This is a genomic window from Bacillus sp. BSL6 (genome assembly GCF_052928345.1).
Window position 1 is genome coordinate 112,514 of sequence record NZ_JAVGCW010000002.1, and the last position, 21,064, is coordinate 133,577.

The window sequence follows — 21,064 nt, forward strand, 5'->3', positions numbered from 1 at the left end:
AGCTGCTCATGAAAAATAAATTATTATTATTGTCGGGAACAGGAATTTCTCGTTTAGGTGATTTTATGTATCTCATCGCCTTAAACGTAATGGTGTTACATAGCACAAACTCTCCTGCTGCTGTAGCAGGATTATGGATTGTCGGTCCAATTGCGACCGTTGTTACAAAAATTTGGTCTGGTAGCATAGTAGATCGATTAAACAAGCGGTCCATTATGCTCATCACAGATATAATTCGAGCAGTTCTCATTGGCTGCGTTCCACTATTTGATTCTATTTGGGCCATTTATATTTTTATCTTTTTAACTCGTATCGCTACATCATTTTTCGATCCAGCTTCATTTTCTTATAAAACAATGCTTATACGTGCTGAAGAACGCGCTCAATTCAACGCTTGGAGTAGCTTTTGTACAAGCGGAGCTTTCATTATCGGTCCAGCTCTTGCTGGAATACTTCTCACCACGCACTCAGCATCCTTTGTAATTTACTGCAACTCACTTTCCTTTCTACTTTCTACTATTCTCATTTATTTCTTGCCTAACATTACGTTACAAACAAAGCAAAACGAAGAAGTTGCAAATACTTTCGTACAAACTTTACGAAGTGATTGGAAACAAGTTTTTTCATTCGCTCGAACTGAAACGTACATTATTCTCATATTCGTTTTATTTCAAGCGACTATGCTTGTCGCTATGGCACTTGATTCACAAGAAGTTGTTTTTACAAGACAAGTACTGTTTTTAACCGATATAGAATACAGTATGCTTGTTAGTATAACTGGCGCTGCTTACGTTTCCGGTTCATTTCTTGTCTCTCTCTTTGCCAAACGTTTACCAATTCAATATTGTATTGGATTAGGGACAATTTTCACAGCAATAGGTTATGTAATTTTCGCCTTTTCAAATTCATTTATCGTCGCGGCAGGCGGTTTCATTTTACTGGGCATTTCTTCATCATTTGCTGGTACTGGCTTTTTTACATTTTATCAAAATAACATCCCGATCCATATGATAGGACGTATCGATAGCGTATTTGATTCCATAAAAAGTTTTATCCAAATCTTTTTCATTTTAGCAATTGGAGCATCCGCACAATTTCTTTCCGTTCAAATGACTGTAATAAGTAGCTCGTTACTCATCCTTTTCCTTTCCTGTTTATTAGCAATCCGAGTAATGACGCCTTCACGAGAAAAATATTTTAAGGCTACAGGATCATCATTGGAATATTAACCGCAACATAACAAGCGGCGATTTGCTAGGTAGTAAGCCCTCACTGATTAAAGTTTTACTTTATGTTAAAATATTAATGAAATTTGATTATGTAGGGGGGCTTTTTTGAATACTATATTCATGTTCATTTGTATTATATTAGTAGCTTCTATTTTACAAACAAGTACCGGTTTTGGCTTTTCTATTATGGCAACACCTTTCTTACTCATGTTATTTCTACCACAAGAAGCTATACAAATAAATATCATTTTATCATTCATTATTTCTATATCACTCATTTGGAAAATAAGAATGGACATTGATTGTATTCTACTGAAAAGATTAATTTTCGGCAGTATAGTTGGTGTTCCTTTTGGTATTATCATTTTCACTTCTATTAACATCAACACATTTAAATTAGCAATTAGCATCCTACTCTTACTATTAACTTTGATGCTAATCTGTAACTTTAAGATTCAATCAACAAAATCTAGAGATTTCATAGTTGGCGGATTATCCGGTCTTTTAACGACAAGTATCGGTATGCCAGGACCACCCCTGTTACTGTACTTTACAGGAACTGATACAAAAAAAGAGAAGTTGAGAGCAACTACTTTAGCTTTTTATCTATTTATATATTTCATTAGTCTACTAACGCAAATACTCTTTACCGGCACAAACAAGACAATTTGGGAATCAAGTTTTTACGCTATTCCAATCGTATTTCTAGGTTTGTATATAGGTCAAATTATTTTCAAATGGCTTAATCAACGGATTTTTAAAATATTTACGTACATCCTTTTAAGTTGCACGGGCATATATCTTCTTATTGAAAGTTTGCATTCGTTATAGAAGGTGCTTTAGTATGTGTCATAACGGCGGATAAGTTTTCAATATTTTAAAACGTGATAACAATAAAAAGCGGCTATTATGCCGCTTTTTATTTTCAAATTAAATATTTTAAAACTAGAAGCCCACCCATCGCTATTACAAACACATTGAAAAAAATCAGCCAACTTTTTTCAAACTCTTTATATCTCTCTTCTTTCACCCCGCGTTGTTTTAGCTTCTCAATTACAGTTTTCAATTCTTGCTCATGCTCGGTACTTCCTAATTGTATATAGTTATTATCTATAGTAATTCCATATACATTCTTCATTTTTTTATGTCGCGAAACTGCTTGAATTGAGCTTATTAACACATTGTACTCATTTATTTTTTTGAAATAACAATCTAACGATTTAATTCGTAATCTTGTATTTGTTAAAACAATATAATAGTAAAAGGTAGCACCTGCTGTGAATATATTCGGTATAACTTTAGAATTTACAAGACTTCCTTCTTCCACTAATATTTCATATTCGATTTTTTCTCCTTCTTGTAACTCTTTACGAACTGATTCTTCCAACATTTGCACCGTTAATTTCTTCAATAATTCTCCGTTTTTCACATAATACTTATCTATATTGATAGACTCATCCGCTTCTTTCTCTAAACGTGTAATTTCTTCCTCTGAATATTGGAACTCATTTAACATAGATAATAATCTTTTATCCATATTACACACTCCCTTTCCATAGTTTTTGAATTTTTTTCTTTCCACGAGAAATTCGATTGTATATATAATCCGCCGTTACTTTTAATTCTTTTGCAATGTCGTCAATGGAATATCCATCAATATACCTCTTTAAAAAGATATATCGATCTTTCTTATTTAAATCTTGAACTATTTCCATAATCTCTTCTTCTTTTTCTATTTCATATCTATCATGAATACCTGTATCTATTTCTACGTTTTTATCAATTTTATTCTCTTTATATACTTTCTTTTTATATTCCAATGCCTTTAATTTTGTAATACCAATCATCCAAGATTTTAAGTTTCCCTTTTCTATATCAAATTGATCGATATGAAACCAAATGACAGTAAATACATCGTTATAACAATCATCCACATATTGTTTTTCAATAGGGGTACTTAACGATTTATGAATAATGTACAAAATTAATTTTCCATATTGATCAATCACTTCTTTCAAAGCATCTTGATCGCGTTTTTTCATAGCTATAATTAAATCCACTTCAGAATCGAAAATCATAAACATCTTCCTTCCTCAATTCCCCTTTAGCAGCTGCCTTTACTTACTATTGGCATTTCACTCTCATTTTCTATCACTTTTGTAAAATTTTTTTAATTTTTATGTATATGATAACAAATAAAATACCTAAGTTCAGAAAGTGGTATCTACATTCTGAACTTAGGTATTAACAATTAAATTATTCACTTATACTAACGTTTCATCACAAAGCTCTGTTACATTTTTAAAGTATTGCAAGTTCTCCTTCGCTTCAGCTTCATTAAATAAATTGAGCTGCCTCATTATTTCAGTAGCAAATTCAACGTACGCAGACCCTACCGCTGTTATTATTTTTCCATCAACCGTTACATCTTTGTTTTGTTTATATTCCCATTCATGTAAATGAGCTAATTGTTTTTCATCTGATGTTAATGATGTTGAGAATTTCTTCTTATTCAGCACCCCTGCTGCATGTAATAAAGATGTTCCGGCACAAATACCCGCTATCCATTTATTTTGCTTATGTAATTTGTTCACAATAGATAACAATTGTTCATTTTCTAAATGATCAAAAATATGTCCGCCTGGTACGATAAACACTTCATAGTCCTCTATTTTAATTTGCTCAATAGAGACATGTGGTTGACACAAAAAACCGCCTTCTCCTGTAACTGTTTTTCCGTCTACAGTTGCTGTTATTATTTCAAATTGCTTACTTATCAAAAATAAACTCGCTATATTCACTTCAAATTCTGCAAATCCATCAAATAAAAAGATTAAAGCTTTTTTCATATTATCCCCTCCCCCTATACTTATTCGAAGACAATCACCTTTCTCCTCCAAAAAAGGCAAACCTACATCACAGGTTTGCCTCTTTACTCATTTCTTATTTAATCCTCTCTCATTTAAAAACTCTTTCATGTGCATTCTTTTTTCTTTAGACATAAATGAACTTATTGATTCCGTCCATGTTACGCTTTTCTTGTTTGATGATCTTTCTTTATAATACGCGCTCATCGTTTCATCGTATTCGTTTAGTAATTCATCATATTTCTTTTCATCATATTCATTTTCATGAAGGATTGCTGCTACTGGTAAGCGTGGTTTTACTCCATGATCTTCATCTGGTACACCGACTGTCATTCCGAATACAGGATATACTTTATCCGGTAAATGAAGCAATTCGCTCACTTCTCTCGGATTATTACGAATACCACCAATATAACAAATACCGTATCCTAACGATTCTGCTGCTAACGCTAAGTTTTGCGCAAAAAGTGAAGCATCTACCGTTGCTACGATAAAGTCTTCTACTCCTTCATGCTTTATCTCTGTACCATGTTTTTCACATGCCATTTCAAGTCGTTTTAAATCTGCACAACAAACAAAGAATGCTGCGCAATCTTTCACATGACGATTTCCAGACAACTCTGCTAGTTTCGCCTTTAAGTCTTGATCGGTTACATATATAACAGAATAGGCCTGTACAAAATGAGAGGACGCAGCATGCTGCCCAGCTTGCACCATTCTTTCTACTACATCTTTCGGAATGGACTCTTCTTTATATTTACGAACTGAAACGTGTTGCTCCATTTTATGTATCATCTCATTCATGAAAATCACTCCTTTTTCTCTTCATAATGAAAAATTAACATATCTTTTCCAATATTCACAACTTATAAGCACAAAAAGAGCAATTCTTTTGAATTGCTCTTTTTAAAAGATCTATTAATACGGTAAATGAAATTATATCGTCGATTTTTTCAATATATCAACGATTCCCTGCACTATATCGACGATTTTTCAAATATATCGTCGATTCGACAAAGAATATCGACTTACCGACAAATAATGACAAACTCACTCCGAATTATTCCTTATCTTATTACGCTGTTTTCAACACTTTAACACCTTTTACGATATTCCAAATGAAGTAATAAATTCCTACAAGAATGAACACTGCATATGTGATCATGATCCCAATTCCAGCACCATCAGATTGATTGAATCCTAAACCGTATATTCCTGATATCGCTACCCCTCCGAATAAAATTGCATATGGGAAAATATGTGACCAAAATGCTTTTTTCGCGTGATATTTCACTTCATCCTCTGCAACGAAGTACACGATAATTGGTAATAAAAATGGGGCAAAAAAGATACTAAAGTAACATAGTGAAGATAATATATTATTTCCTTTCATCCGATTCACCTCTAAATAGTTTTTGTTATCTTCATTATGTCAGGAATCCATTCTAGAAACTATCGCTTTACCTTTCATTAAGATGACATATTTGTAAGATTCCCCTCAAAAAATCCCGCCTATAATGCTAGGCGGGATCACTTTCACTATATTCGATTCATAAACCAATATTGCGTAATAGCTAAATACTCTCGTATATTCGATGGAATGACAATTCGCTTCGGTGTTTCGGCCGGAAGACCTTCTAATTGTAAACCTTGCTTAGCTGCTATTTTTTTCGCTCTAAACATGTGGAAATCGTTTGTTACGATCATTCCTTTTTTCATATTGTCCGGAATTAAAGGTTTTGAGAATTTAATATTTTCATCTGTACTCGTTGACTTATCTTCCATAATAATGCGGTCTTCTGCAATATTTAGTTTCATTAATTCATTTTTCATTGCTAATGCTTCTGAAATATCTTCTCCTTTTCCTTTCCCTCCAGACACAATAGCAATTGCTTTCTCATGTGCTTTCAAATACTCAGCTGCTTTATCAATACGATATTGCAATGAGTACGATGGTTTCGTTCCGTTTACTTTCGAGCCTAATACAATGATATAATCAGCTTCATAGGTCGCATTCATTTGCCCATGCTTATAAATGTTATATTGTAAAAATCCCACATAAACGGCGCAAACCATTATAATTCCTATCATATACTTCATTATTTTCTTCTTTTTCATATCCGTATACTCCTATGTTCTTTGCTTCTTTTATGATAATATCCATTTATTTGTTTGTATACAGACAAATTCCAATTCACCCTAATTTATCCTCTAAAAAGTAATATTTATATTCCTTTCGGGAACAGTAAGTACAACTTTGCACGAAGGAGTGTCTCTATTGCTTCTCTTTTTATGTAACGTATCGTTCTTTTTTATCTTATTTTTACTATCACTTAAGATGCTTGGTAAATCAGCTTTAGCACAACTAACTCCTCATGATTTTGGTGCGATTATCTTTTTATCTTATTTAGCTTTTCAGGCCATACCAGTCTCTGGTGCTTTGCAAGCTTTTCTCGGTATGGTCGTTATTACATGTTTGCATTTAATCCTTACAAAATTAAGCCTATTCAACAAACTAAATCGTTTTATTCTCGGGCACCCCATTATTTTAATTAAACATGGTGACATTATTTTTGAGAACTTACAAAAAAGTAGATATCCCATTGCTGAATTACTTTCTAACCTTCGCGTCGCAGGATATCCAAGTGTTCATGAAATTGAATACGCTATTTTAGAAGCAAATGGAGCCATTAGTATTTTACCAAAGCGTGAACTTGTCCCATTAACTCCGAAAGATTTGAACATAGATGTTAAGTATGCTGGATTACCAATTGCCCTTATTGTTGATTCGCAAATTCAATACGATAACTTAAAGTTAATTCATAAGGACGAAAAATGGTTATATAAAGAATTAAAAGAAAAAGGAATTACAAACATTAAAAATGTTGCCTTTGCTTCTGTTCAAGAAATTGATGGATCTTTTGCTATTAGTTTAAAAAAATAAAAAATCCCCTTACTTGCTCAAGGGGATTTTCTTCATTATATTACTTCCTTCTCTCCTGCCATGTTTAATGGAACAGGATGTTTCATACGATTCATCGTAAATAAGATAATCGCTGTTATTACTTCAGCTACTGGCATAACGAGCCAAATTCCGTTTATCCCAAATAACTTTGGCATAATCCATAATAATGGAATAATAAATAGTAGCCCTCGGCTCATTATAATCAGTACTGATTTCTTCGTTTGTCGTACTGATTGGAAGTACTCTCCATACACAATGTTATAGCCTAAAAATACGTATTGGATAAAGAACAAACTAATACCTGTTAGTGTTAACTCCAATAATTGTGGAGATTGGACATCAAATAGGCCAATAATATATTTCCCGAAGAATAATCCGACAATTATCGCAACGCCGCCAAGTATAACTGCAATTTTCACAGCAAACTGTAATCCTTCACGTAATCTTTCTGATAAATTTGCACCGTAATGGAAACTAGCAATTGGTTGCAATGCAGCACCTACACCGAAGAATAATAGTAATGTCATCGCATGAATGCTGTTTACCATCGCATAGGAAGCTACGCCTACTTCTCCTGCATATTGAACGAATGCTATATTAAAACCAATCGTTACGATTGCCACTGTACTTTCTGTTATAAAGCTCGGAAACCCGATTATCATAATTTGTTTAATCGTATCCCATTCAAAATGGAATTTCGTCCACTTTAAAATACTACTTTTTCTCAAGAAGTGCGTTAATAATACAAGGAAACCAATCGCTGCCGAAAGAATAGTTGCTGAAGCAGCTCCTGTTACGCCCCATTTAAAGATGAAAATAAAGATATAGTCAAACACTATATTTAATACAGCTGTTACAACTAAACCTGCCATTGCTAAATTAGGATTTCCATCATTTCGTATAAATGTACTTAAAATATTTTCTAAAACGTATATCATTCCAAATGTTAATAATACGTGTAAATAGTCTAATGCATACGGTAAAATCACTTCGTTTGCACCGAATAAGTATGCTAAGTCTTCTATTCTCCATAAGCAAATCGCCGCTAAAACGCCTACGATAATGACTGCCACTGTCATGGATTGAGTAAAAATAGACCTTGCTCTTTCTATTTTATTTTCACCTAGCGCAATGGAATATAACGTTGCCCCTCCCATTCCAATCCATAATGAAATAGAGAAGAAAATTGAAAACGCTGGAATAGCCACGTTTACTCCTGCTAATCCGTTCGCTCCAACTCCCCTACTAATCATAACCGCGTCAATCACAATATTAACTGACATTAATACCATTCCGAGAACGGCTGGTATTAAATAAGTGATAAATAAACTTTTAATTGGTTTTTCTCTTAATTTTTCTGTTACTTCCATACTATTTTGCTCCTTTTTTCAACGCTCTGTTCACAGTTTAAACCTTAAAGTAACTTGAAGGTCAAGAGAGAATTAAAAAATAGGTAACTGAATTATATTAACGAATATAAATTTGTCATCAGTTCAAAGGTTTTTACCTTATTTTTTCACTACAGGAATTTGAATTTCTGTTACTTGCTCCTCTGGATTTTCTGTTACAGACCAATCGATTAATCCAATCTCAATCGCATCTCCACTTACTTCATATCCTTTTTGATCAATGTATGCAAGTAATTCCTTATACGTTGCATCTGTTTCTTCATACGGTCCATGATGATAAGAACAAGCATATAAACCTTCCTTAATCTCATCTGAATTATGCACTTCATACGGCATATAATCCAAAAGAATAAACACGCTACTATACGCTTGAAACTCATTTTGCATAAATCCTTTTTTCGAAACAGTTACACCAATATCTCCAGAAAATAAACTATCATCCATTTGTCTCATATTTTTTTGCAACGAATGGATGTAGTACTCAAACATGTCATCCGTCGTATTTGGAGCAACCGCAATTGCTGTAATTTTTCGACGCGGGATCTCTTTCACTACCATTTGTTTAGCTTTTGCTTTTGTTGCTTCCTTAATCAAATGAATTCTATGCTCCATTTTCGCCAAAGCGTACTCAATTTCTCTTTGTTTTTTCAACATCATTTCTTGTTGTTTTTCCAACAAATTGAGTGCGTATGCTGGATTTCTTTCATCAATATATTTCTTAATTTCCTTTAATGGAATATTTAATTGGCGTAAAAACTTAATCGTATCTAATAGTGAAAATTGATCGATTGTGTAATAGCGATAATTTGTTTGTGGGTCCACAATGGACGGATGAAATATTCCTTTTTCATCATAATAACGTAAAGTAGATTCCGCTATATTATGCATTTTTGCCATTTCTCCAATTGTAAAGCGTTTGTTTAATAACATCTTTTATTCCCTTCCATTTCTATTTATTTCATTATATGTTCATTCTGTTTTCAAAACAAAAAAGAATTCTCTTAAGAGAATTCTTTTTATTCATTATTACACCTCTATAATTATAGGAAGAATCATCGGCTTTCTTTTCGTATTCGTATATATATACTTCCCTAAAGCTTCTCTTACTTCTCTTTTCAAAATACCCCAGCTATTCACTTTCTCTTTCTTTACATTATTAATCGTAATAACAGCTAATTTATTTAATTCCTTCAAAAATTCTTCTGAATCACGAACATAGACGAATCCACGGGAAATAATATCAGGACCTGAAATTATTTCTCCATCCACTTTATTAAAAGTAATAACTATAACGAGCATTCCATCTTCTGAAAGTTGTTTTCGATCACGTAATAATGCATTTCCAACATCACCAATTCCTAATCCATCTACATATATATTTCCTGCTTGTATTTTTCTCGATTGAATTGCCACTTGATTACTTATATCTACAACATCTCCATTACGAACGATAAAGATATTTTCTTTTTCGACACCAATTGATTCCGCTAGCAAGCTATGGTGATGTAGCATTCTAAACTCTCCATGAATGGGGATAAAATATTTTGGTTTCATTAAAGCAAGCATTAATTTCAATTCTTCTTGATACGCATGACCAGATACATGGACTCCAGTAGAACTACCTGATCCGTAAATTACTTTTGCTCCTAATGCGAATAAATTATCTATAATTCGTGAAACGTTACGTTCATTTCCCGGAATAGGCGTTGCCGCTATAATAACCGTATCTTCTGGTAAAACATCCACTTGCCTATAGTTTCCACTAGCTAACCGCGCTAAAGCTGCCATTGGTTCTCCTTGGCTTCCTGTACAAAGGATTGCAACCTGCTTTGGATCTAAACGATTTACCTCACTTGCTTCAATTAACATACCATCTGGAATATTTAGATACCCTTTCTCTAGAGCAACTTCTACTACATTTACCATACTTCTCCCGAGCAAAGCCAGTTTTCGATTTGTTTTTATACAAGCTTCAACTATTTGCTGAACACGATTCACATTAGAAGCAAAAGTAGAAATAATCACTTTCCTATTTGCTTTCATAAATATTTCTTCTATCCGCTCCCCTACCGACCTTTCTGATGGAGTAAATCCTGGTCGTTCTGCATTTGTGCTTTCAGATAGCAAAGCTAGCACGCCTTCACTACCTATTTTAGCCATTTTATGAATATCAGGCTGTTGGTTATTTACTGGTGTTAAATCAAATTTAAAATCACCTGTATGTACTACAGTACCTTCTGGTGTATAGAAAGCAATACCGAGGCAATCTGGAATGCTATGATTCGTTTTAAAAAAAGTTGTCTTAATAGAACCAAAATCAATTTCTGATTCTGAATGAATAACGATTAATTCTGTATCATTTTGAAGGTTATGTTCCTTTAATTTAATTTCAATTAAACCTAACGTTAACTTCGTCGCATAGATTGGTACGTTTAGTTGTTTTAAAAAATATGGTATTCCGCCAATATGATCTTCATGTCCATGCGTTACTACTAATCCGCGAATTTTTTCTTTATTTTCTTGTAAGTATGTGACGTCTGGAATGATTAAATCAATTCCTAATAAACTTTCATCTGGAAATTTAGATCCGCAATCAATAACGACAATATCACTTTCATATTGAATAGCATACATATTTTTCCCTATTTCATTTACTCCACCTAAAGCAACGATAGACAAGTTGTTTTTTAATGACTTCAAATTATAAGCCCTCCCTTTCACTGTTATAATTCGTGAAATCGTATTTAGGCTTTATTATTTGTAATAGAAAAGGACTTCATACTGTTTCATACATACAAAATTCACATGCCACTCTTATACCTATATCCGCAATAACACAAGTTCTCCGTAAAAAAGCCCTCATTTTTTCATTGATTTTTTGTAAAATCTATTATATATTAATTACAGGTTCAAATTACAAGTTCAAAAGAACTCGTAATCAGACCCTTTGTTTAATGGGTTTTACATATTTTCATTAGGCAAATTCCGAGAAATCGTATGATAAAAATAAAAATGATAAGGAGAGGATCCGATGGAATTCGAATTTTTCTTTCAAATCGCACTTATTTTATTAAGTACAAAGCTTGCTGGTGATCTTAGTGTTAGATTAGGCCAGCCTTCTGTACTCGGTAAATTAATTGTCGGTATCGTTATCGGTCCAGCTGTATTAGGTTGGATTGAAAATTCAGAACTTCTGACACAATTAAGTAATGTTGGGGTTATTCTTTTAATGTTTATGGCCGGTCTTGAAACAGACTTAGAGGAATTAAACGCAAATCGTAATTCTTCTTTAGCTGTTGCACTTGGAGGTATCATTCTTCCATTCGTAGGTGGTTACGTTTCTGGTCTTATTATGGGAATGGAACAAGGAAATGCTGTATTTTTAGGATTACTTCTATGTGCAACAAGTGTTAGTATTTCCGTACAAACACTTCGTGATTTAGGAAAGATGAAAACACGTGAAAGTACAACTATGCTGGGCGCAGCTGTATTTGATGACATTCTTGTCGTTATTTTATTAGCATTTGCAATGAGTTTCCTAGGTACAGACGATGTTAACTTAACAATGATTATCTTGAAGAAAGTTGTATTCTTCGCTTCTATTATTTTAATCGGATGGAAAGGTGTTCCTGCGATTATGCGCTGGTTATCACCGCTACGCGTATCTGAGTCTATCGTGAGCGCGGCTCTTATCATCTGTTTCTCATTCGCATATTTCGGCGAACTATTAGGAATTGCTGGTATTATCGGTGCTTTCGCAGCTGGTATCGCTATTTCTCAAACGAACTACAAACATGAAGTAGAAAAGAAAGTAGAGCCAATCGCTTACGCTATGTTCGTTCCAGTATTCTTCGTAAGTATCGGTATGAATATTACATTTGACGGTATTGGCGATCAAATTTGGTTCATCTTAGCATTAACAGTAATCGCTGTATTAACGAAATTAATCGGTTGTGGCTTAGGTGCACGAATGACTGGATTTGACGCTAAGTCTTCTGCAATTATCGGTTCTGGAATGGTTTCTCGTGGTGAAGTTGCACTTATCATCGCAGGTACAGGACTTTCTTCTGGACTACTAGCACAAGATTACTTTACAGCAATTGTTATTGTCGTTATTTTAACTACAATGATTACACCACCAATGTTAAAATATACTTTTGGTGCAAAAGATAAAGCAATGAAAGCAAGTAAATAATTTTAATAAAAAGGAGATTGCTATCTTATAAGATAGCAATCTCCTTTTTTGTTTTATCTTTAAACAATACTGTTCTTTTTTAACCATTTTTCAAAAATAATTCGTGCTTCATCATCATCAATATTATTACGAAATGAATACACCACAATGCCATAATTATCTATATATTCACCTAATTTAATTTCCTCCACTTTCTTATAAAAATCGTCTACCTCATAGTGTGGAATATACGCATCCCAAACTGGTTCATGTATTCTTTTGTACGCTGTCACTTCTAAATCATATCCATCTTCATAATATCCGATGTGATAATGTTTACTAGGTTCATATTTCTTCATAATAAATTCCCCTCTCTTTGAAAATTTATCATATTTGACATCATAAACAAAAGCGAGCTGTATATTACAGCTCGCTTCATTCATTAAATACGTTCCATCGCTGTCTTCAACGTTCCCACAACGAAAGCAATTTCTTCACTTGAAATAACAAGTGGTGGTGCTAATGTCAAGACGTTATTATATCCTGCTGTTGTCATACCGTTTCGTCCTATAATTAACCCTTTTTCTTTACAAGCATTTACAACACTTGCAATTTTGTCGTTATCAATTGGCTCTTTCGTCTCTTTATCATTTACTAGTTCAATTCCAACTAGTAGTCCTTTTCCTCTAATATCCCCTACAAGTGGATGTTCTCCAATTTCTTCTTTTAATTGCTCTAATAAAAGCGAGCCCATTTGTGCAGATCGCTCAATTAAATTTTCATTTTCCATGATCTCTAAGTTTTTAAGTGCTAATGCACAAGCTGCAGGATTCCCACCAAATGTATTAATGTGGCGGAAAAATTCATATTCTCCTTTTCCTTTAAATTCTTCATATATTTCTTTTTTCACAGCTGTTGCTGATAATGGTAAATATGCACTCGTAATCCCTTTTGCCATTGTAATAATATCTGGTTTCACATCATAATTCATAAATCCAAATGCCTTTCCTGTACGCCCAAAACCGCAAATCACTTCATCGCTAATGAGCAAGGCACCGTGTTTTTGACACGTTTCATGAACAGCTTTCATATAGTCTTGTGGCGGCATTAAAATGCCTCCGCCTGTAATAATTGGTTCCATAATAAAAGCTGCAATCGTTTCACTTAGTTCCCATGTCATGACCCGATCTACTTCTTTTACACATTCTACATCATAAATGTTCTCTCTTTCTATTCCAGGCATACGATAACAATCTGGCGGCGTTACATGTAAAAATCCTGAAGCAAATGGCTCATATTGATATCTACGCTGCGCTTGCCCTGTCGCTGCCATCGTTGCCATTGTATTCCCATGATAGCCGCGGTAACGTGACATAAATTTATAACGATGTGGTTCACCTTTTTGCGCATAGTATTGTCTTGCTATTTTAAAAGCTGTTTCGTTCGCTTCCGAACCACTATTAGAGAAGAAAATAACATACTCTCCTCCAAGCCATTCATTTAATTTTTCTGCAAGCTTTATAGCCGGTTCATGTGATTGTGACATCGGAAAGTATGATAATGTTTGTAATTGCTTATATGCCGCTTCTGCAAGCTCTTTTCTGCCATATCCACTATTCACACACCAAAGACCACTCATACCATCTAAATATCTTTTTCCTTGTATATCTTCAACCCAGCACCCTTCTGCTTTTGCCCCTACCATTGTACTATTTGGACTAAAGGGACGCATTCCGTGCCAAACATATTGCTCATCTTTTGCTAATAATTCATCAGTCTGTTTCGTTTTCATCATTTCTTCCACCTTCCATAACAACTTATTTTTCACAAAAGCTGCGCTGGTACCATGATGATTTAAATTTCTCCCTGCTTATTTTCATTCCACAAAATTAAGACAAATCCTACTTACAAAGCAGTATTATTTACAAGAAAATGACAAAAGAAAAAGGAGCTTTTCTTATCTATCGAAAAGCTCCTCTTTTTTAATGCGAAGACACGTCACTAATACCATGCCCAGTATTAGATTTCACAAGAATTTCATCAAATTTCGCTGCATCTTCTTTCTTACTAGATAAAACGGTTCCTAAATACGCTGCAAGAAATCCAAGCGGAATCGAAATAATTCCAGGTGTCGTATATGGGAATATCGCTTCCCCAACAAATATAGCTTTTCCAGCTACAGGGTTCCATACATTTGGGCTTAACGCTACAAGAACAATAGCTGATACAAGACCAGCAATCATACCAGAGATGGCACCTGTTGTATTGAAGCGCTTCCAATATATTGTGAATAATATAACTGGCAAGTTAGCACTCGCTGCAACTGCAAATGCTAACGAAACTAAAAATGCTACGTTCAACGTTTGAGCAAATAACGCTAGTATAATAGATAATACAGCTACTCCAATAGACGCATAACGAGCCATGGATACTTGCTCTTTTTCCGTTGATTTCCCCTTACGGATAATTTCATTATAAAAATCATGTGCGAATGCGGATGCTGCTGTTAATACAAGGCCTGCCACTACAGCTAAAATCGTTGCAAAGGCAATTGCTGATACGAAAGCAAATAAGAAATCTCCGCCCAATGCTTTCGCTAATAAAGGTGCTGCCATATTACCAGCTGGATTTGCTTTCATAATTGCCTCATTTCCTACAAACGCCGCTGCCCCAAATCCTAAGAAAATCGTCATAATATAAAATGCGCCAATTAACCATGTCGCATATACGACAGATTGACGTGCCGTTTTTGCATCACGTACTGTAAAAAAGCGGACAAGAATATGTGGTAACCCTGCCGTACCAAGAACTAGTCCTAAATTTAAAGATAGCGTATCAAGACCATCTTTATACTTTACACCGGGATTTAAAAACGACTCTTTTAACGGAGTTGCTGTTTTCATTTGCGCGAACATTTCCGTCACACTAAAATTAAATTTTGCGAAAACGATAACAGAAATAATAAATGTACCAGCCATAAGTAATACAGCCTTAACAATTTGTACCCAGCTCGTCGCGGTCATTCCGCCAAAAATAACGTACACTGTCATTAATGTACCAACAATTAAAACGGATGTTGTATATTCGATCCCTAATAATAACTTAATAAGTGCACCCGCCCCAACTAATTGTGCAATCATATAAAAAATTGAAATCGTCATCGTATTAAGCGCTGCAACTCCGCGAACTTTTTTCGCGTCAAAACGCGCCGCAATCATATCCGCTAACGTGTACTTCCCTAAATTCCTTAGCGGTTCTGCGACAAGGTATAGAACAACTAAATAAGCAACTAAAAAGCCGATACTATAAAAGAAACCATCAAACCCAGTTAATGCGATCGCTCCAGCTATACCAAGAAAAGACGCAGCAGACATATAATCTCCCGCAATGGCCAGACCATTTTGCCAACCAGTTAATCCCCCTCCAGCTGTATAAAACTCACTCGCATTTTTCGTTTTTTTCGATGCAAAATAGGTTATGACGAGCGTACCAAGGACAATAATTAAAAATAGTGCAAATGCCGTCGTATTCAAGTTCAGCCCCTCCCTTTTTGCATATTTTGTAGAATTTTTTGCGAGATTTCATCAAAGGATTCCGCCTTTTTGCTATAAATCATACATAAAGCCCAAGTCATAATAAATTGTGCAAAAGCAAATACCCACGCCCACGTAACATCACCAAATGCCGGTGTATTGAGTACCTTTGAATACGATGTTAAAATAGGTAACGCAATAAAAAAACTTAAAAAGAAAATACTCATTGGAACGATAAACTTCTTTTTCTTATTTAATAACAATTGAAATTCTTCTGACTGAACAACCTCTGTATAATTCACCTCATTTTGTAACTTACGTGCTGACGTATCATCTCTTTTCATTCTCTTATCCCCTCTCTTACTAGAAATACAATTCCCCCTTGTATACCTAAAGACTAAATTTTATAAATATTCAGAAACTTATTTTCATTTTAGACAATCCATACATTCCTGCAAAGATTTTTCGATAGACATTTTTCGGCATTTTCCCCTAAGTTTTTAATATACTTTTTCAAAATAAAGTGACACCTTACTTATTTTTTCCTCATTAAAACAAAAGCAGTGCTTAACGCACTACTTTTTTCTTTTTTTCCTTTTCTAAATTACGAGCTGTTTCGCTTAATTCAACATCTTTTCCATCTTTAAGCGTTCCAAATATGAAATCGAATACTGGATTTGAAACACCAAACCAAAACTTTTCATTTTTATAATGGTGTAATATGTGCTGTTTTTTTAGCCATCTTCCAAACTTAGTAACAGGACGTATTGGCTTATGTGCAATATAATGTTTCCATTCATAAACGAGAAGCATAATAATCATTCCAATTCCGAACGAAAGTGCAATAGTAACACTTTTTGTTATAGCATATGATATAAGTAAATATATAGTAAAGCTCGGTATACTAAACCATACAGGTAAAAATAACAGTTTTAAATCATCTGGATATACGTGATGGTCATAATGTAATCTTCTTAGCATTTTTAATAAAAATACGTTTTTAGGTGGTTTTAAATGAAATAAAAACCGGTGTGTCATATATTCGTTTAGTGTATAAAAAATAATACCAAACAAACAGGATAACAAACCGATCCATGTGAAAAATTTCATTTTTAAAATAATGATAAAAACAAATAAAATACTATACATAATAACGATATCATGTTGTAAAAAGAACTCTTTCCCCACCCTCTTCATCTTCCTTCCCCCTTTTCAAAAGAAATAGTCGCAACATATCGTTACGACTATTTCTCTTCTATATCTTATTCTATACGCTTTACAAATTTGCCTGTTGCTCTATTGTCGAGAAAAAATTGTTCGGTCCAAATATATTTTGCTTCGGAATAATATGTTCCACCGCAAACACTGTTACTTCTCCTCTTTGTACCTCTCCAATGATAAGTCCAAATATTTCATGGTTTACAGCAAACGTTGGTTGCTTTGTTTGTAGTAATCTTGCTGCATTCTGAAATACCGCTTCATATAGTGGATTTCTATCAGTAATTTCTTTTCTGATTTTTGGTGCTAACGTAATAATGATTTCTTTTCCGTCAATAGTGGTTCGATACATAAAAATCTCCCCTTCAATCTTATGTGAACAACTGTAAAGCTTTGTATGCAAAATGGATAGAATATCCTACTAAAATAATACCTGCTCCGGCTGTTATATAGCCAAGTGCTTTTTGCTTTAATAAAGTTCTGCCAAAATGGACAGAAAAAGCAATATTTAAATTCCATAAAATAATACCAACGATAATACAAAGACTGTACAAAAAGGCTTCTTGTTTCGTTACCTTCGTAAGCAATGAGCTAAGTGTACTACCGTATATACCAAACCAAAAAACAAGATTTAATGGATTAGATATTGCAATGAAAAAACCTGCCATAAACGATTGTTTAAGGCCGCCTACCTCTTCCTTTTTATATTCCATATTCGAGTGAGAAATTCCTTGTTTTACACTTTGAAATCCTAAATAAAATAATAAGAAAAACCCTGTGCAATACATAAAAGCTTGTACATATGTATACATAAACAGAGAAGATAAACCGAAGTAGATGAGAAGCATAAACAAAATATCTGCAGTCATACCACCAATTCCAACAATCCAGGCATGCCAAAAACCTCGTTCAATTCCTCGTTTTAACATTTCAATATTAATCGGACCTATCGGCGCCGCTAATGAAATCCCTAATACAATTTGTTGTATAATCGCTCCAAACATCGCTCTATCCTTTCTACTTCCTTTACTATTAAGTAATGATGTAATGATTGAAAATAGACTAGCTTTCATCAAAATATGTACTACTAAAATACCCTTTTTTATCCAAAATATGCAAAAGAGTCATTTAGGTGATGGCTCTTACTTTTCTATCTTATGAAGAAAAGGACATTTTCCTTTTATCGGCTCTACATCGTCTCCTATGAAATATTGTTTCCATTCCCGATGTTCCGGATCACCATAATGACTAATGTTAGGATGTTTCGGCAACTGATCCCATTTTTCAACTCGATCTCGGACCGTTTGTCTTGAATATGCTCCTTTAGGACGGTCGCCTTCTAATCCATCAAAAATGGTACGTGGCTGAAATCCAATAACGAGAGAATTTCCTAAATGCCTAGTTTTTCGTTGTTTATAAGCTGGTGCATTTCCAAATGCAAATATCGGTTCCCCGCCAAATGAAAATTCCCATAAGTAGTGATCTGGGTCTTCCGGAATTTGCTTCGGCCACGTTTGATCATCATTTTCATGTAAATATTGTAGTACTTTCCAAAAGTAATCACGATAATATTCGATTGATTGTTCCTCACATTCCGGTTCCACAAAAAGAAAAAAACCTCTTCTTACAACTGGCCATTCTTTCATTAATTCTAAAAAAGATAACATTGTATGCGGCAAATGACTCCAATCATTATGAGATAGAAAGGAATAGCGAAGTTCATTCTTTTTCAAAGCAGTTACACCAAAATAACATGGGAAAGTTGGTTCTAATACGACGTTAGAAAAATTTTTAAATTCTTTTGCAACCCAATTCGGTATATCCGTTCTCCTTCTCATTCCTTCATTATCTAATAAATAAGACTTATTCATTCTTTCACCTCATTATGTATAGCATTCAATTAAGACTATTACATACTCGGCCTGTCCTATACCTATTTAAAAATTTGGCTGAAAAATTATTTAAAAATACAAAAAAATAAAATCGCTTACTTGACTAAATTCTCCCAATTCGTGTATATTTAAATTAATCATTTAGCAGAATATTCAAGATTATAGCATTTTTAGTTTATATTATCTTTTCAAATGAATTTCACTAAATGAAAAAAGCAAATGTTTTTAGGAGGAATTGTAACATGCAAGGAAAAGTAAAATGGTTTAACAACGAAAAAGGTTTTGGATTTATCGAAATGGAAGGCGCTGACGATGTATTCGTACATTTCTCTGCGATTCAAGGCGAAGGCTACAAAGCTTTAGAAGAAGGTCAAGAAGTATCTTTTGATATCACTGAAGGAAACCGCGGACCTCAAGCTGCTAACGTAGTAAAACTTTAATCCAACATATAACAGGAGGTTACCTTACTTGGTAACCTCCTTTGTTATTCCTTTGTTATTCCTTTGTATATTTCCGTTTTACAGAGCAAAAACTATGTGAAATGCGCAATATACAAAGGAGGCAGTAACAATGGGATCAGAAGTAAATGATTTTGAAGAAGTGAAATTCCGTGTAGAAACAGCACAAAAAATGGTGGGATCAGCAACAATTTCAATGGATCCAGATACATTAGAACACGCTACTACTGCTGTAGAAGCAGCTCGCTCTCAGCTTGAAATTATGAAATCTGTTGCAACTGATTTAGATGAGCCATTTTTAATGAACGAGGAAAAGAAATTAAATAAATGTGAGCATCAACTAAACGAAGCAAGACACTAAAAAACATCCAGAGAATTTTCTCTGGATGTTTTTTCATGACAACTGTTCCCCATACTTTTTCAATGTTTCTCCAACTGTACATTGCCTGATACAAAATGAATGAGCATAATACTTACTATTTGTCTTTCGATTATGTTCTCGCAAAAAACATCCTTCACAATACGTTTCTAATAAGTCATTTACCTCTGTAATGAGTTGCTTTTTATCCACCGTTGCACCTCTCTATTCGGTTATTTCTTTATGACTATCAATGACTGTTCCTTCTAATGCTTGCGTTGCTAATTGATGTGCTTCTTTATTTTGTTTTCTAAAGATTGGCTCACATACAAGTTTTAATTTCATTTGCTTCGCTTTTTGCTCAATTTGGTCTAAATAATGATTTAAATGTTCATCATAACAAGGCCATTCCCCGGCCAATTGTTGCAGTACAACTTGAGAATCCCCGCGAAGTGTAACTGCTTCATACTTAATCCCTAATTCCTCGAGTATATTCATGCTATATAGTAATGATGCGTATTCCGCTTCATTATTATCATATATGCCTTCTATATATGCATTACGGCGAATTCGGTATTTTGCATTTCCTTTTTTATAGTATACACATATACCTACCCCAGCTTCTTTCGTCTGTACATCATAACCACCATCAAAATAAACGAGTATTTCTTGGGGTTCTTCCTCCACTTGTTTACTCAGCTTTTTTATTTCCTTTAATAACCATTCTGTATCCATTTCATCGTAAAATAATAATTCCTTCACTCTTCCTGTTTTCTCGAAATCCTCCGCAAATTGAAGTGCTTCTTCTATGTTCATATAATCTGTCGTTAATTCCGTCTGCAAACCGCGCTTTGTTTTATACAACCAATGAATTTTATATTTCATACTAGATTCCCCTTATGTAAGACTTCTTATATGTATCCAGCTAATGAAAGCCTCACTTTATTTTATTATATTTTAT

Annotated in this window: 25 protein-coding genes; 6 read left to right on the forward strand and 19 right to left on the reverse strand. The window is 34.0% G+C overall.

Going from position 1 to position 21,064, the window contains the following annotated elements:
• Positions 1-8: 8 nt before the first annotated feature.
• Positions 9-1,229, forward strand: a complete 1,221-nt coding sequence (locus tag RCJ96_RS06750) for an MFS transporter (protein WP_416504177.1) — start codon at positions 9-11, stop codon at positions 1,227-1,229.
• Between the two features lie 105 nt (positions 1,230-1,334).
• Positions 1,335-2,060: a sulfite exporter TauE/SafE family protein gene (locus tag RCJ96_RS06755; protein ID WP_001092069.1), complete on the forward strand. Its 726-nt coding sequence runs from the start codon at positions 1,335-1,337 to the stop codon at positions 2,058-2,060.
• A 94-nt stretch (positions 2,061-2,154) separates the two neighbouring features.
• Here the strand turns inward: RCJ96_RS06755 and RCJ96_RS06760 are convergent, their stop codons facing one another.
• The 6 genes from RCJ96_RS06760 to RCJ96_RS06785 all read right to left on the reverse strand — a co-directional run bounded on the left by RCJ96_RS06760 (position 2,155) and on the right by RCJ96_RS06785 (position 6,187).
• The gene (locus RCJ96_RS06760) at positions 2,155-2,766 is read right to left on the reverse strand and encodes a flagellar motor switch protein FliG (RefSeq protein ID WP_139302895.1); all 612 of its coding nucleotides are present in this window, start codon (positions 2,764-2,766) and stop codon (positions 2,155-2,157) included.
• A 1-nt stretch (position 2,767) separates the two neighbouring features.
• Entirely contained in the window at positions 2,768-3,313 is a 546-nt protein-coding gene (locus RCJ96_RS06765) for a sigma-70 family RNA polymerase sigma factor (protein WP_139302894.1), read from the reverse strand.
• 180 nt (positions 3,314-3,493) lie between these two features.
• The gene (locus RCJ96_RS06770; RefSeq protein ID WP_074610124.1) at positions 3,494-4,078 is read right to left on the reverse strand and encodes a type 1 glutamine amidotransferase family protein; all 585 of its coding nucleotides are present in this window, start codon (positions 4,076-4,078) and stop codon (positions 3,494-3,496) included.
• A gap of 87 nt (positions 4,079-4,165) precedes the next feature.
• Entirely contained in the window at positions 4,166-4,900 is a 735-nt protein-coding gene (gene nfsA / locus RCJ96_RS06775; RefSeq protein WP_416504178.1) for an oxygen-insensitive NADPH nitroreductase, read from the reverse strand.
• 271 nt (positions 4,901-5,171) lie between these two features.
• Entirely contained in the window at positions 5,172-5,489 is a 318-nt protein-coding gene (locus RCJ96_RS06780; RefSeq protein ID WP_000678046.1) for a DUF4870 domain-containing protein, read from the reverse strand.
• Between the two features lie 146 nt (positions 5,490-5,635).
• Positions 5,636-6,187: a YdcF family protein gene (locus RCJ96_RS06785; protein ID WP_313897172.1), complete on the reverse strand. Its 552-nt coding sequence runs from the start codon at positions 6,185-6,187 to the stop codon at positions 5,636-5,638.
• A 187-nt stretch (positions 6,188-6,374) separates the two neighbouring features.
• Between RCJ96_RS06785 and RCJ96_RS06790 the strand changes: the two genes are divergently transcribed.
• Positions 6,375-7,040 carry a DUF421 domain-containing protein gene (locus RCJ96_RS06790; RefSeq protein WP_000923930.1) on the forward strand — a complete coding sequence of 222 codons (666 nt, stop codon included), beginning with the start codon at positions 6,375-6,377 and terminating at the stop codon, positions 7,038-7,040.
• 35 nt (positions 7,041-7,075) lie between these two features.
• On the opposite strand, the gene RCJ96_RS06795 is transcribed toward RCJ96_RS06790, so the two are convergent.
• The 3 genes from RCJ96_RS06795 to RCJ96_RS06805 form a co-directional block, all read right to left on the reverse strand.
• Positions 7,076-8,431 (reverse strand): MATE family efflux transporter, encoded by a 1,356-nt coding sequence (locus RCJ96_RS06795; protein ID WP_074610118.1) that lies wholly within the window; start codon positions 8,429-8,431, stop codon positions 7,076-7,078.
• Between the two features lie 138 nt (positions 8,432-8,569).
• Complete coding sequence (locus RCJ96_RS06800) at positions 8,570-9,400, reverse strand: MerR family transcriptional regulator (RefSeq protein ID WP_074610117.1); 831 nt, start codon at positions 9,398-9,400, stop codon at positions 8,570-8,572.
• A gap of 96 nt (positions 9,401-9,496) precedes the next feature.
• Positions 9,497-11,170: a ribonuclease J gene (locus RCJ96_RS06805; protein WP_270794601.1), complete on the reverse strand. Its 1,674-nt coding sequence runs from the start codon at positions 11,168-11,170 to the stop codon at positions 9,497-9,499.
• A 331-nt stretch (positions 11,171-11,501) separates the two neighbouring features.
• On the opposite strand from RCJ96_RS06805, the gene RCJ96_RS06810 reads away from it, so the two are divergent.
• Positions 11,502-12,665, forward strand: coding sequence for a cation:proton antiporter (locus tag RCJ96_RS06810; RefSeq protein ID WP_000393887.1), 1,164 nt, complete (start codon positions 11,502-11,504; stop codon positions 12,663-12,665).
• A gap of 59 nt (positions 12,666-12,724) precedes the next feature.
• On the opposite strand, the gene RCJ96_RS06815 is transcribed toward RCJ96_RS06810, so the two are convergent.
• From RCJ96_RS06815 to RCJ96_RS06850, 8 genes are all read right to left on the reverse strand, one after another.
• Positions 12,725-13,087 (reverse strand): DUF3986 family protein, encoded by a 363-nt coding sequence (locus RCJ96_RS06815; protein WP_139302899.1) that lies wholly within the window; start codon positions 13,085-13,087, stop codon positions 12,725-12,727.
• A complete protein-coding gene (locus RCJ96_RS06820; protein WP_139302898.1) occupies positions 13,087-14,436 on the reverse strand; it encodes an aspartate aminotransferase family protein in 1,350 nt (449 codons plus the stop codon). The genes RCJ96_RS06815 and RCJ96_RS06820 overlap by 1 nt, the downstream gene beginning before the upstream one ends.
• A 190-nt stretch (positions 14,437-14,626) precedes the next feature.
• On the reverse strand, positions 14,627-16,177 hold the full coding sequence (locus RCJ96_RS06825; protein ID WP_217695699.1) for a solute symporter family protein: 1,551 nt from the start codon (positions 16,175-16,177) through the stop codon (positions 14,627-14,629).
• Positions 16,178-16,179: 2 nt separating this feature from the next.
• The gene (locus tag RCJ96_RS06830; RefSeq protein ID WP_000817360.1) at positions 16,180-16,521 is read right to left on the reverse strand and encodes a DUF485 domain-containing protein; all 342 of its coding nucleotides are present in this window, start codon (positions 16,519-16,521) and stop codon (positions 16,180-16,182) included.
• A 223-nt stretch (positions 16,522-16,744) separates the two neighbouring features.
• Positions 16,745-17,374 (reverse strand): sterol desaturase family protein, encoded by a 630-nt coding sequence (locus tag RCJ96_RS06835; protein ID WP_074610212.1) that lies wholly within the window; start codon positions 17,372-17,374, stop codon positions 16,745-16,747.
• Between the two features lie 79 nt (positions 17,375-17,453).
• Positions 17,454-17,747, reverse strand: a complete 294-nt coding sequence (locus RCJ96_RS06840) for a hypothetical protein (RefSeq protein ID WP_000286373.1) — start codon at positions 17,745-17,747, stop codon at positions 17,454-17,456.
• Positions 17,748-17,766: 19 nt separating this feature from the next.
• Entirely contained in the window at positions 17,767-18,399 is a 633-nt protein-coding gene (locus RCJ96_RS06845; protein WP_074610225.1) for a LysE family transporter, read from the reverse strand.
• Positions 18,400-18,537: 138 nt separating this feature from the next.
• On the reverse strand, positions 18,538-19,266 hold the full coding sequence (locus RCJ96_RS06850; RefSeq protein ID WP_270794596.1) for a YqcI/YcgG family protein: 729 nt from the start codon (positions 19,264-19,266) through the stop codon (positions 18,538-18,540).
• A gap of 263 nt (positions 19,267-19,529) precedes the next feature.
• Here RCJ96_RS06850 and cspB point away from each other — a divergent pair, with 263 nt between their 5' ends.
• Positions 19,530-19,727 (forward strand): cold shock-like protein CspB, encoded by a 198-nt coding sequence (gene cspB / locus RCJ96_RS06855; RefSeq protein WP_001161732.1) that lies wholly within the window; start codon positions 19,530-19,532, stop codon positions 19,725-19,727.
• 130 nt (positions 19,728-19,857) lie between these two features.
• Positions 19,858-20,106, forward strand: coding sequence for a DUF2564 family protein (locus RCJ96_RS06860; RefSeq protein WP_000534392.1), 249 nt, complete (start codon positions 19,858-19,860; stop codon positions 20,104-20,106).
• 33 nt (positions 20,107-20,139) lie between these two features.
• On the opposite strand, the gene RCJ96_RS06865 is transcribed toward RCJ96_RS06860, so the two are convergent.
• Both RCJ96_RS06865 and RCJ96_RS06870 read right to left on the reverse strand, forming a co-directional pair.
• Positions 20,140-20,316, reverse strand: coding sequence for a zinc-finger domain-containing protein (locus RCJ96_RS06865; RefSeq protein WP_000358801.1), 177 nt, complete (start codon positions 20,314-20,316; stop codon positions 20,140-20,142).
• A 12-nt stretch (positions 20,317-20,328) separates the two neighbouring features.
• Entirely contained in the window at positions 20,329-20,988 is a 660-nt protein-coding gene (locus RCJ96_RS06870) for a ribonuclease H family protein (protein WP_074610207.1), read from the reverse strand.
• Between the last annotated feature and the right edge of the window lie 76 nt (positions 20,989-21,064).

Excerpts from the sequence above, each read along its gene's own strand:
- RCJ96_RS06750 (WP_416504177.1), top strand. The coding sequence starts at position 9 with ATGAAAAATAAATTATTATTATTGTCGGGAACAGGAATTTCTCGTTTA.
- RCJ96_RS06760 (WP_139302895.1), bottom strand. The coding sequence starts at position 2,766 with ATGGATAAAAGATTATTATCTATGTTAAATGAGTTCCAATATTCAGAG.
- RCJ96_RS06765 (WP_139302894.1), bottom strand. The coding sequence starts at position 3,313 with ATGTTTATGATTTTCGATTCTGAAGTGGATTTAATTATAGCTATGAAA.
- RCJ96_RS06770 (WP_074610124.1), bottom strand. The coding sequence starts at position 4,078 with ATGAAAAAAGCTTTAATCTTTTTATTTGATGGATTTGCAGAATTTGAA.
- nfsA (WP_416504178.1), bottom strand. The coding sequence starts at position 4,900 with ATGAATGAGATGATACATAAAATGGAGCAACACGTTTCAGTTCGTAAA.
- RCJ96_RS06780 (WP_000678046.1), bottom strand. The coding sequence starts at position 5,489 with ATGAAAGGAAATAATATATTATCTTCACTATGTTACTTTAGTATCTTT.
- RCJ96_RS06785 (WP_313897172.1), bottom strand. The coding sequence starts at position 6,187 with ATGATAGGAATTATAATGGTTTGCGCCGTTTATGTGGGATTTTTACAA.
- RCJ96_RS06795 (WP_074610118.1), bottom strand. The coding sequence starts at position 8,431 with ATGGAAGTAACAGAAAAATTAAGAGAAAAACCAATTAAAAGTTTATTT.
- RCJ96_RS06800 (WP_074610117.1), bottom strand. The coding sequence starts at position 9,400 with ATGTTATTAAACAAACGCTTTACAATTGGAGAAATGGCAAAAATGCAT.
- RCJ96_RS06810 (WP_000393887.1), top strand. The coding sequence starts at position 11,502 with ATGGAATTCGAATTTTTCTTTCAAATCGCACTTATTTTATTAAGTACA.
- RCJ96_RS06815 (WP_139302899.1), bottom strand. The coding sequence starts at position 13,087 with ATGAATGAAGCGAGCTGTAATATACAGCTCGCTTTTGTTTATGATGTC.
- RCJ96_RS06820 (WP_139302898.1), bottom strand. The coding sequence starts at position 14,436 with ATGAAAACGAAACAGACTGATGAATTATTAGCAAAAGATGAGCAATAT.
- RCJ96_RS06830 (WP_000817360.1), bottom strand. The coding sequence starts at position 16,521 with ATGAAAAGAGATGATACGTCAGCACGTAAGTTACAAAATGAGGTGAAT.
- RCJ96_RS06835 (WP_074610212.1), bottom strand. The coding sequence starts at position 17,374 with ATGAAGAGGGTGGGGAAAGAGTTCTTTTTACAACATGATATCGTTATT.
- RCJ96_RS06840 (WP_000286373.1), bottom strand. The coding sequence starts at position 17,747 with ATGTATCGAACCACTATTGACGGAAAAGAAATCATTATTACGTTAGCA.
- RCJ96_RS06845 (WP_074610225.1), bottom strand. The coding sequence starts at position 18,399 with ATGTTTGGAGCGATTATACAACAAATTGTATTAGGGATTTCATTAGCG.
- RCJ96_RS06850 (WP_270794596.1), bottom strand. The coding sequence starts at position 19,266 with ATGAATAAGTCTTATTTATTAGATAATGAAGGAATGAGAAGGAGAACG.
- cspB (WP_001161732.1), top strand. The coding sequence starts at position 19,530 with ATGCAAGGAAAAGTAAAATGGTTTAACAACGAAAAAGGTTTTGGATTT.
- RCJ96_RS06860 (WP_000534392.1), top strand. The coding sequence starts at position 19,858 with ATGGGATCAGAAGTAAATGATTTTGAAGAAGTGAAATTCCGTGTAGAA.
- RCJ96_RS06870 (WP_074610207.1), bottom strand. The coding sequence starts at position 20,988 with ATGAAATATAAAATTCATTGGTTGTATAAAACAAAGCGCGGTTTGCAG.